The organism is Acidimicrobiales bacterium, assembly GCA_036491125.1.
GTDB lineage: Bacteria > Actinomycetota > Acidimicrobiia > Acidimicrobiales > AC-9 > AC-9.
Genome location: DASXCO010000068.1, coordinates 1 through 10223, shown reverse-complemented (window position 1 = coordinate 10223; position 10223 = coordinate 1). Strand labels below are relative to the sequence as shown.

The window sequence follows — 10223 nt, the reverse complement described above, 5'->3', positions numbered from 1 at the left end:
ACGGGGTGGCGAGCCTCGGGCTGCCGGGTTGGCCAGCGCCGGGAGCGGTACCGCCCGAGCCGCTCGGCGTCGGCGGGGGCTGGCTCGGTGGCGGGGAAGAAGGAGGAGGATTGTGCGGTGGCTGCGTGGTCGAGGTCGTGCCCGGAATCGTGATCCGGGTCAACGGCGACGGGGGGGTCGTGAGGGATGAAGAGGTGACCGGCGGCAGCACCGCAGCCAGTGGGGCCATCGTCGCGGTGGGCGGGATGACCCCCAACGCGGCCCCGCCGGACAGGATGACCACCAGGCCGGTTCCCCCAGCCAGGAGCGATCGCCAACGATTCAAGCGGCCCCCCTCTCCTGCCTGTTGCTGCTGGTTCGCGGCGTGAATCCTCCTTGGGTGACGTAGTTCGCCGACGCGGCCCTCCTCTCCTGCCTATTGCCGCTTTTGCGCCCTCCCCCCGAAGCCGCCGGGAGAGCGGAGCCCGTACCATGGCGACGGTCCGGAGCTGGGCGAGGAGGACGGTCTGTGGCGAACCAGGCGAGGACAACGGCGGACGCGCTGGTGATCTTCGGGATCACCGGCGACTTGGCCAGGAAGATGACGTTTGTGGCCTTGTACCGCCTCGAGCGGCGAGGGGCACTGTCATGCCCGATCGTAGGAGTGGCGCGCGACGACTGGTCGGACGACGCCCTCCGTGAGCACGCCCGCCGAGCAATCGAGGCGGCCGGCGAGACGATCGACGAGGCCACCTTTCAGCGCCTGGCCCACCGCCTCTCGATGATCTCGGGCGACTATGCCGACCCGACAACCTTCGAACGCGTCGCCGCGGCTCTCGAAGGCCGGCACGAGCCGGTCTTCTATCTGGAGATACCACCGTCGCTCTTCGCCGGGGTCGTAGAGGGGCTCGCCGGGGTCGATCTCACCACGCGGGCCCGGGTTGTGGTCGAGAAGCCGTTCGGCCACGACCTGGCCTCCGCCCGAGCCCTCAACAGCGACCTTCACCGCCTGCTCGATGAGTCGCAGATCTACCGTATCGACCACTTTCTCGGCAAGGAACCGACCATGGACATCATGTTCCTCCGGTTCGCCAACTCGATCTTCGAGCCGCTGTGGAACCACGACCGGGTCGAGTGTGTCCAGATCACCATGGCGGAAGACTTCGGCGTCGACGACCGGGGGAGCTTCTACGACCCGGTCGGCGCGCTGCGGGACGTGGTCCAGAATCACCTGCTCCAGGTCATGGGGCTGGTCGCTTGCGAGCCACCCTCGGCAGGCCAGGACGACGGCCTACGGGACAAGAAGGTGGAGGTCTTCAAGGCGATCACGACGGCCGACCCGAAGCACTACTTCCGCGGCCAGTATGAGGGGTACCGCTCCGTCGCAGGTGTGAAGCCGGACTCCGACACCGAGACCTTTGCCGCCCTTCGCCTCGAAATCGACAACTGGCGATGGTCGGGCGTGCCGTTCTTCATCCGGGCCGGCAAGGCGCTGCCGGTTCGGTCCACCGAGGTGCGCATCGTGTTCAAGCGGCCGCCATGCTTCGTCCTCGGTGAGCGGGTTGCGCCCGAGGCGGACCAGCTCGTGCTGCGCATCGATCCTGCCCCTGGCGCCGACCTGGTGGTGCAGGCCAAAGCGCCCGGCGCCCAGGCCACACGGACCGTGGACCTGTCCCTGGTCTTCTCGAGGGCGTTGGGCGAGGCGCCGGGGCCGTACGAGCGTCTGCTCTCGGACGCCCTGCACGGCGACCCGAGCCTGTTCACCAGAGAGGACAGCGTCGAGGAGACATGGCGGATCGTGGAGCCACTGCTCGAGGTCCCGCCCCCCCTCGAGATCTACCAGCAAGGCTCCTGGGGACCCCGCGGCGCGAACCGGCTCGTAGCCGGAATCTCGCGATGGCACGAGCCCTGGCTCCACGAGTGATGGGCATGGCCGGGCGGAGTGGGTTCGGCCGACTTGTTGACCGAAGGAGAGCCCATGGTGGTACCGCTCGCAGCCCGATCGGCGGCTGCAGTCGTCGGCGGCCTGCTCGTGGTGGCGGCGGTGGCCAGCGTGATCGGGACCCTCATCGTCCCCCGCCGGGTCGGCGGCTGGCTCATCGGATGGGTGCAGGGGGCCGTGAACCGCGCATTCCGTCTGGCGACCTCCACCACCGCCGACTACCGACGGCGGGACCGGGTGCTGGCTGCAGAGGCAGCGACGATCCTGCTGGCGCAGCTGGCCGTCTGGATGGTGTTCGCCTTCGTCGGGTACGCCCTGCTGCTCTGGCCATTCGCGACCGGTGGGGTGACGTCAGCGCTCACCGCCGCAGGTTCCTCTCTGTTCACCCTCGGCTTCGCCGTACCGCGGGGTGCAGCGCCGGTGGCGATCGTCTGCGCCGCCGCCGCGACCGGCCTGGTGATCATCACGCTGCAGATCGCCTACCTGCCCACCCTGTACTCGGCCTTCAACCGCAGGGAGACCGAGGTGGCGCTGCTGAACGCGCGCGCCGGCGTCCCGTCGTGGGGCCCCGAGCTGCTGGGCCGGACGCACTACGCGCTCGGATCCGGCCTATCGACCCTCGACACCCTGCCTGAGCTGTACACCCGGTGGGAACGCTGGGCGGCCGACGTCGCGGAGAGTCACACCACCTACCTTCCCTTGGTGCGCTTCCGTTCGCCCCGGCCCCTGTCGTCGTGGGTGACTGCGCTGCTCGCCACGTTGGACTCTGCGGCGCTGTTCCTGGCCCTCTCCCCGGGGGCGGCGCCGGTCGTACCGGCGCGTCTCTTCCTGCGGGCAGGATTCCAGTGCTTCAACGAGATCGCCAGGGCGATGGGCATCGACGTGCCGAGCGAGCCTGATCCAAATGGTGAGATCACCCTCACCTATCAGGAGTTCCTGGACGCGATCGACCGCATGAAGGACGTCAACTTCCCGATCGAGCGCGAAGCCGCCGACGCCTGGCCCGATTTCGTCGGCTGGCGGCTCAACTACGAGCAGACGGCGTACGCGGTGGCGGCCGCCGTCGACGCCGTCCCCGCGCTGTGGTCGGGGCCTCGCCGAATCCACACACCCGCCATCGCCCCCATCCGTCCGGGCCGGGGGCGACAACCCAAGTAGCTCGTCGGTCAGGACTCGCCGCGGTAGTACGCGATCGCGCCCGTCCGCTCGAGATCCTCGTCGAGGACGGCCTCGACGTCGAGCACCACGTCGATCTCGTTACCCACCACGACGCCCGCTCCCGGCAGTCGGTCCTGCCAGGAGACGCCGAACTGATGGCGGTCGATCCTCGTCCGAGCTTCGAAGCCGGCGCGGTGCAGCGTGCCTCTGTTCTCGTCTCCGACCCAGAAGGGCGTCTCCCATTGTCCGAGGTAGGACACGTCCAAAGGCACCTCGTGGCTGATGCCTCGGATGGTCAACTCGGCGGTCACCCGGCCGTGCGTGTCACCGGTGCGCTCCGTTGTTCGCCCCCGGAACGAGATCGTCGGGTAGCGCTCGACATCGAAGAAGTCGGCGCTACGCAGGTGGGCATCCCGCTCCGGCTGGCCGGTCCAGACCTTCGCGGCGTCGATCTCGCCCTGGAAGCTCGCAGCCAGAGGGTCGGCGGGGTCGAACTCGAGCGTCCCGCGGATGTCTTTGAACAGGCCTCGGACCCAGGTCACCATCATGTGGCGGGCCCGAAAGCCAGCCTCGGTGTGACCGGGTTCGAACGTCCAGCTCGCCACGTGACCCCCTCATCGCTGTGCGGGCATCATGCTCCCAGATGGCGAGCTTGGCTGCCCAATGACATACAGCCGGCCGGTTTCGCTCCCGCCTGGGGTGGGTAGGGCCCAGTCAGCGCGGCTCGCCTACCCATAGGAGCGGTGCGAGTTTGGTGGGCCGCCGCGGGAGGTGTTGGTGGCTGAGGAGCCTGTCGGTCGGGGGGGCGACTCCGTGGCGGGGGAGCCGACCGGCCGACGACGGTCGTCGCCACTCCGACGACTCTGGTACATCCTGCTCCTGCTCCAGTTTCCCGCTGTCCTCGTGCCCAGCTTCTACGCCCGGGCGACACCCGAGCTGTGGGGCTTCCCGTTCTTCTACTGGTACCAGCTGTTGTGGGTGATTGTCGGGGCCGTGCTCACCGCTGTGGTGTACGTCTTCACCAGAGAGCGAGCCGAGCCCGCAGCATCGGCTGATCGCACCCCTGCGCAGGTGAGCTCCTGATGCCCCACCGCGGCATCCAGTCGGTCGAGCTCGCAATCTTCGCCCTCCTCTTCATGGCCGTGGCGGTGATGGGCTTCGCCGCCGTCCGGTGGCGTCGGGCCCACGACCTCGCCAACCTCGACGAGTGGGGACTCGGCGGCCGCGGCTTCGGCGCCTTCATCACGTGGTTCCTGCTCGGCGGCGACGTGTACACCGCGTACACGTTCATCGCCATTCCGGCGCTGGTATATGGCATGGGCGCGATCGGGTTCTATGCCGTGCCGTACACGATCGTGATCTATCCGCTCATCTTCGTGATCATGCCGAGGCTGTGGTCGGTCTGCCGCAGGCACGGCGCCGTCACGCCGAGCGACTTCGTACGGGTGCGCCACGGCTCGAGCATGCTCGCCCTGGCCGTCGCGGTCACCGGGATTGTCGCCACCATGCCCTACATCGCCCTGCAGCTGGTGGGCATCCAGGCGGTGCTCCAGAGCATGGGCCTGGCCGGCACCGGATGGCAGAAGGATCTGCCCCTCATCCTGGCCTTCGCCATCCTGGCTGCGTACACGTACACCTCGGGACTGCGGGCGCCAGCGCTGATCGCCTTCGTCAAGGACGCCCTCATCTACATCGTCGTCATCGTCGCCGTCATCTACATACCGCTGCGACTCGGTGGCTATGGTCACATCTTCGGTGCCGCCCACACGAGTCTGACCGCCAAGCCCAAGTCGGCCCAGGCCTCCTTCATCATCCCTCCCGGGAGCCAGGCCGCTTACTGGACCCTGGCCCTCGGCTCCGCCTTCGCCCTGTTCATGTACCCGCACGCCATCACCGGGGTGCTGGCGTCGAAGGGTCGGAACGTGATCCGGCGCAACGCCGCGGTGCTGCCCGCCTACACCTTCCTGCTCGGGATGATCGCACTCCTCGGCTTCATGGCCATTACCGCCGGGGTGAAGGTCACCAACACGAACCTCGCCGTGCCCGAGCTGTTCCAGCGGATGTTCCCGAGCTGGTTCACGGGCATCGCCTTCGCCGCCATCGCCATCGGCGCCCTCGTGCCGGCGGCGATCATGGCCATCGCCTCGGCCAACCTGTTCACCCGCAACATCTGGGTGCCCTTCTTCGACCGCAACGCGACGCCAGCGCGTGAGACCGCGGTCGCCAAGGTCGCGTCCCTCCTCGTGAAGGCGGGCGCCCTGGCCTTCATCATCGTGCTGAGCCCGCAGTTCTCGGTCAACCTCCAGCTCCTCGGTGGGGTGTGGATCCTGCAGACCTTCCCCGCCATCGTCTTCGGGCTCTACACCCGGTTCTTCCATCGGTGGGCGCTCCTGGGCGGCTGGCTCGCTGGCATGGTGACCGGCACGTGGATGGCCTACGCCACGCCCAACGTGGCCAAGCACCAGGCCCACTTCGGGGGCTCGGTCTACAACTGGCATCAGTTGGGTTTGCACTTCAAGGTCTATCCCGGCTTTGTCGCCTTCTGCATCAACGTGGCGGTCGTCCTCGTCCTCACCCTCGTCTTCAGGGTTCTGCGGGCCCCGAGAGGTGCCGATGCCACCACGCCCGAGGACTTCGAGGAGGCGGCCGCGCCGCCGCTGCCCACGCCCGTCGGCGCCGGCCTGGCGGATGAGCCCGAGATGGAGAAGGTGCGCCCCGCGGCTCCGCCTTGATGCGAGTACTGCTGAGCGCCGGCGCTCGCAGCGCCCGATTCATCCCCATCGCGGCCTTGTGACGCCCTCGGTGCGTGATGATCGTCAGCGATTAGCAGCCTTTCTCCTTGTTCCGCGTCGAAGATCATGGGACCCTCGCACGAAGGGACGAGGGGGGCAGGGCGATGTGGGGGCGACGCGGGCGGGGCAAGGGAAAGAACGGTCGACGCCGCTCGGCGCGGGGTGAGGCAAGGGCCGGAGCCAGGCTGGCGCGTGAGGTGGAAGCGTTCCTCAGTGGCTCGTCGGAGGACTGGTTCTTCACCCGGGGTCAGAACATCCCCGCCTGGGCCTACATCAACAAGGTCGCCCACGCCGATCCCGACCGGCTGGGGCAGCTGGCCGCCTGGGCACCGGTCGAACCATCGAGGTGTCACGGATGGCGTGAGGCGGTCGCCATCCTGGCCAGGGAGACGATCGAGGCCGGAGAGCGTAATCCTCGAGCCATACGCCGCATCCAGCTCGACAGCCTCGTCGGTCTGGAGCTTCAGCTGATCTCCCGCACGAGCAGAGTCGCCCCTCGAGCGCTGGTCGCGCTGGGGCGGGCATGCCTGACCGATCACCCCGATTGGGATCCACCTTCAGAGCCCCACGCTCCGACGTGACGGGGCGCACGGTCGTCGAGGTCACACCGACAGATGCCGACCGAACCAGTCCAGGACCTTCGCCCACCCGTCGACGGCCGCCTCCGGCCGGTAGAGGGGTCGGTTGACCGAGAAGAAGGCGTGTCCCGCGCCCTCGTAGGTGTGGAACTCGTAGACCTTGTCGTTGTCCTTGAGGATGCGCTCCAGCTCCGCCACCTGCTCGGGTGAGGGAAACGAGTCCTCGGCGCCGAACAGACCGAGCAGCGGGCAGGAGAGCTGGGGGGCCAGGTGGTCGATCGGCCCGACCTTCAACGGCCAGCCTTCCGGTGGGGTGCCGACCACGAAGGCCCCGTAGCAGTCGACGGCGGCGTCCAGCTCGAGGCTGCAGGCGGCGAGGAACGACTGCCGTCCGCCCGAGCAGTAGCCGATCACCCCGATTCGCCCGTTGGACGAGGCGAGCCTGCGGAGATAGCCAGCCGCGCCAGCGACGTCGTCGACGAGCTGCTCATCGGAGATACCTCCCTCGGCGCGGACGATGGCGGCCGCCTCGTCGGGAGGTGCCTCCGGAGCCTGTCGGGAGTACAGGTTGGGGCAGAGGGCGCTGTAGCCCTCGGCCGCGAACCGACGGGTGATCTCCTTGGTCGCCGTGTCGTAACCGGGCAGGTGGTGGATGACGACGACTCCGCCGGATGGGCTGGGCGCGAGAGGGCGGGCCAGGTAGGCCTCGATCTCGTCCCCATTGCGGCTCGGGATCCTCACGGTCTCGGCCATCATGGCGTCGTAGGCGGCTGGCGTCGGTGAGGTCATGATCGCTCCTTCTTTCGCGTCGGGGATCCTGCTCGCAGCTCGGCTGCCACCTGGTGCAGCCGTTGTGCCTTGGCCGCACGTTCGTCCCTGAAGGCCTGGATCCGGGCCAGCTTGTCGTCCAGATGGGCGAGCAGCCGGTCGTTGGCTTCGATCGCCCGACGGATCACTTCGAGTCGGTGGATGGGCTTGGGATCGGCGTGATAGGCATCGCGGAGTCGGTCGAAGGCGTCCTCGGTCTCGAGCACCACTCCGACCTCTGCCAGCGAGAAGCCGAGGAGCTCCTGCAGCTCCTTGATGCGCTGGGCCCGGTGGATCTCGACGTCGGAGTACAAGCGTTCGCCGGCCGCCCGATGCGTCTTCGGCGTCAGAAGACCAAGCTCCTCCCAGTAGCGCAGGGTCCGGGTGGTAACGCCGGTCAGCTTGGCCACCTCGCCGATGCGCCAGGTCGTGGCCTCGTAGTCGACGACCGAACTGGAAGGGCTCATCGCTCTCGTCAGCTCCCTCTCTCCGCAGTGAGCGCCATGTCGGGCGCGGCGGGCTGCCCGGATGTGGCTGCCGTTGGCAGCTTGTCCCCATGGACGTAGCGTGTCCCGCGGGTCCAGGACGCGGCGGCCGCGATGAGGCAGGCCACGATGGCGGAGTCGAAGGCGGCGTGGAGACCCTGGCGGAAGGGCCCGGAGATGAGGGATGGGAAGAACGTTCGTCCGGTCACCACCGCGGCGTGCCCGGGTGGCAGGTGGGCGAGGACCGACGGGCCGAGGAGGTGCTGCATCGGGTTCTCCCCCAGGAAGGCGGCGAAGAGCGTCGAGACCGGTGGTAAGTGCGCCACCCTGTTGGCCGCGGGTGCGGGGACGCCCTGGCCGACCAGGCCGTGGAAGAGGCTCGCGGGCAAACCTGATGCGAGCCCGACGATCATCAGCGAGAAGAAGATCCCGATCGACAGGACCTGGGCCGAGTTCTGGAAGGTCGAGTTCATGCCCGAGCCCGCGCCGCGGTCCTCGGGCGGCAGGCTGTTCATCACCCCGGCCCGGTTCGGAGATCCGAAGGCCCCCATGGTGAGGCCCATGAGCAGCAGGAGCAGGCCGAACAGCCAATAGGGGAAGTCGATCGGCAGCAGCTCGAGCAGCAGGAACGTGACCGCCGAGCCGATCATGCCGCCCGTAGCGAACGGCCGGGCGCCGTGGCGGTCGGTGAGGGTGCCGGACACGGGTCCGGCGATGAGGAACCCCGCGGTCAGCGGCAGCATGTAGATGCCGGCCCACAGCGGCGTGCGGAGGAAGTCGTAGCCGTGCAGGGGCAGCCAGATCCCCTGGAGCCAGATGATGAGCATGAACATCAGCCCGCCTCGACCGACGGCGGCGAGAAAGCTCGCCAACACACCGCCGGTGAAGGCGCGTATCCGGAAGAGCGGCAGTCGGAACATGGGCTCGGCCACCCGCGTCTCGATCAGGGCGAAGGCGAGGAGGAGGGCGATCCCCGACGCCAGGCAGAAGATGACGATGGGGCTGGTCCAACCCATCGTGTGCGTGCCATAGGGCTGGATGCCGTAGGTGATGGCCACCATGATCAGGACCAAGCCGAGGGCGAAGGTGATGTTGCCGGCCCAGTCGATGCGGGCGCGATCCCCGCGGCTCACCTCCCGAAGCTGCAGGTAGCCCCAGATCGTGCCGAACAGGCCGATCGGTACCGACACGAGGAAGATGAGTCGCCAGTTGATCGGTGCCAGCACGCCGCCGAGCACCAGGCCGATGAAGGTGCCGCTGATGCCGGCGGCCTGGTTGATGCCCAGTGCGAACCCCCGCTTGTTGTCGGGGAAGGCATCGGTGAGGATGGCGGCCGAGTTGGCGATGAGGAAGGCGGCGCCGACGCCCTGGAAGACGCGGACGATGATCAACCAGAGCCCTGCGGCCGGCCCGGTCAGCCAGGTGACGGTGAGCAGCAGGGAGAAGAAGGTGAAGAGGGCGAAGCCGAGGTTGTACATCCGCACCCGGCCGTAGATGTCTCCGAGCCGTCCCAGGCTCACGACGAGGACACTCGTGACGACGAGGAAGCTGAGGATCATCCACAGCAGATAGAAGCTGTTGCCGGGCTGAAGGGGATCGAGATGGATGCCGCGGAAGATGTCGGGGAGGGCGATCAGCATGATCGAGCCGTCGATGGTCGCCATCAGCATGCCGAGGGTCGTGATCGTCAGCGCCGTCCACTGGTAGCCGCGCCCATCAGCGGCGGCGTCGGCTCCGTCTGCCGGCAATTCGGTCCCGAGTGTGTCCGAGGTCATGAGCTGCCATTGACGTTAGCAAGAAGAAAGGTTGACGTCGACGTCAAGCTGGGGCCCAGGCCCGCCGCGGCGCGGGCTCGGGTCCGATAGAACCGCGGGCATGAGCGACAATGGCGACGACGGTTCGGCGGAGGATCCGTCGGAGGACAGCGAGATCGACTTCGATGACGAGCAGGAGGACGACCAGTCGCCGCTCGACGAGGCCGAGGCTGCTGAAGTTGGCGGCGACCTCGATGACCCCGAGGAGCTGTCCGAGAGCGAGGACGAGGTCTAATCACCGGCGGGCTCGCCGTCGACGATCTCCCCGCGGAACCAGAGAAACGCCGAGACCGGCCACCCGCGAGCGGTGAGCCGGGACCGAGGGAGCGGCGATGTCCCTGGCGGCCACGATCGACGAATGTGTCCGACGGCCTTGCGCGCCCGCACACCCCGCTGTGACAAGCGGCACCTCGACGACGTGTTGGTCGCTCTCGGCGGCGGGTACCAGGGGATGACACATGGCAGCAGACTCCGCACTCAGAGATCGAGTGAGCCGGATGATGCGGCCCGGCCCCCGCTTGGTCCTCGTGGTCGCTGTCATCGCGCTGACCCTGGCCGTGGTGTACCGGGCGGTCGGCGGGGCCTACGACTTCTTCTCGACCGCTTACCCGCTCAGCGCCACCTTCCCCCACCTGGGCCAGAACGTGCACCCCGGCTCGGAGGTGGAC

General features: G+C 68.1%; 11 protein-coding genes. 7 read left to right on the top strand and 4 right to left on the bottom strand.

Annotated elements, in window-relative coordinates; genetic code table 11:
• The 3 genes from VGF64_05650 to VGF64_05640 all read left to right on the top strand — a co-directional run.
• Positions 1-368: hypothetical protein (locus tag VGF64_05650; protein HEY1634223.1), on the top strand; the 368-nt coding region annotated here is incomplete at its 5' end.
• Positions 369-508: 140 nt separating this feature from the next.
• A complete protein-coding gene (gene zwf / locus VGF64_05645; GenBank protein ID HEY1634222.1) occupies positions 509-1903 on the top strand; it encodes a glucose-6-phosphate dehydrogenase in 1395 nt (464 codons plus the stop codon).
• A gap of 54 nt (positions 1904-1957) precedes the next feature.
• A complete protein-coding gene (locus VGF64_05640) occupies positions 1958-3079 on the top strand; it encodes a hypothetical protein (GenBank protein ID HEY1634221.1) in 1122 nt (373 codons plus the stop codon).
• 8 nt (positions 3080-3087) lie between these two features.
• Here the strand turns inward: VGF64_05640 and VGF64_05635 are convergent, their stop codons facing one another.
• Positions 3088-3684, bottom strand: a complete 597-nt coding sequence (locus VGF64_05635; GenBank protein HEY1634220.1) for a YceI family protein — start codon at positions 3682-3684, stop codon at positions 3088-3090.
• 172 nt (positions 3685-3856) lie between these two features.
• Between VGF64_05635 and VGF64_05630 the strand changes: the two genes are divergently transcribed.
• The 3 genes from VGF64_05630 to VGF64_05620 all read left to right on the top strand — a co-directional run bounded on the left by VGF64_05630 (position 3857) and on the right by VGF64_05620 (position 6452).
• Positions 3857-4162, top strand: a complete 306-nt coding sequence (locus VGF64_05630; GenBank protein ID HEY1634219.1) for a DUF3311 domain-containing protein — start codon at positions 3857-3859, stop codon at positions 4160-4162.
• Positions 4162-5811, top strand: a complete 1650-nt coding sequence (locus VGF64_05625; protein HEY1634218.1) for a sodium:solute symporter — start codon at positions 4162-4164, stop codon at positions 5809-5811. Before VGF64_05630 ends, VGF64_05625 begins: the two co-directional genes overlap by 1 nt.
• A gap of 257 nt (positions 5812-6068) precedes the next feature.
• Complete coding sequence (locus VGF64_05620) at positions 6069-6452, top strand: hypothetical protein (GenBank protein ID HEY1634217.1); 384 nt, start codon at positions 6069-6071, stop codon at positions 6450-6452.
• A 21-nt stretch (positions 6453-6473) separates the two neighbouring features.
• On the opposite strand, the gene VGF64_05615 is transcribed toward VGF64_05620, so the two are convergent.
• The 3 genes from VGF64_05615 to VGF64_05605 are packed head-to-tail and all read right to left on the bottom strand — an operon-like array spanning position 6474 to position 9516.
• The gene (locus tag VGF64_05615; GenBank protein ID HEY1634216.1) at positions 6474-7238 is read right to left on the bottom strand and encodes a dienelactone hydrolase family protein; all 765 of its coding nucleotides are present in this window, start codon (positions 7236-7238) and stop codon (positions 6474-6476) included.
• Positions 7235-7723, bottom strand: coding sequence for a MerR family transcriptional regulator (locus tag VGF64_05610; protein ID HEY1634215.1), 489 nt, complete (start codon positions 7721-7723; stop codon positions 7235-7237). The genes VGF64_05615 and VGF64_05610 overlap by 4 nt, the downstream gene beginning before the upstream one ends.
• Positions 7724-7731: 8 nt before the next feature.
• Positions 7732-9516, bottom strand: coding sequence for an MFS transporter (locus tag VGF64_05605; GenBank protein ID HEY1634214.1), 1785 nt, complete (start codon positions 9514-9516; stop codon positions 7732-7734).
• Positions 9517-9616: 100 nt separating this feature from the next.
• Here VGF64_05605 and VGF64_05600 point away from each other — a divergent pair, with 100 nt between their 5' ends.
• Positions 9617-9790, top strand: coding sequence for a hypothetical protein (locus VGF64_05600; protein ID HEY1634213.1), 174 nt, complete (start codon positions 9617-9619; stop codon positions 9788-9790).
• Positions 9791-10223: the final 433 nt, after the last annotated feature.

Bases quoted from the DNA above. Each gene is read 5' to 3' on its own strand.
- VGF64_05640 (HEY1634221.1), top strand. From the start codon at position 1,958: ATGGTGGTACCGCTCGCAGCCCGATCGGCGGCTGCAGTCGTCGGCGGC.
- VGF64_05610 (HEY1634215.1), bottom strand. From the start codon at position 7,723: ATGAGCCCTTCCAGTTCGGTCGTCGACTACGAGGCCACGACCTGGCGC.
- VGF64_05605 (HEY1634214.1), bottom strand. From the start codon at position 9,516: ATGACCTCGGACACACTCGGGACCGAATTGCCGGCAGACGGAGCCGAC.
- VGF64_05615 (HEY1634216.1), bottom strand. From the start codon at position 7,238: ATGACCTCACCGACGCCAGCCGCCTACGACGCCATGATGGCCGAGACC.
- VGF64_05625 (HEY1634218.1), top strand. From the start codon at position 4,162: ATGCCCCACCGCGGCATCCAGTCGGTCGAGCTCGCAATCTTCGCCCTC.
- VGF64_05600 (HEY1634213.1), top strand. From the start codon at position 9,617: ATGAGCGACAATGGCGACGACGGTTCGGCGGAGGATCCGTCGGAGGAC.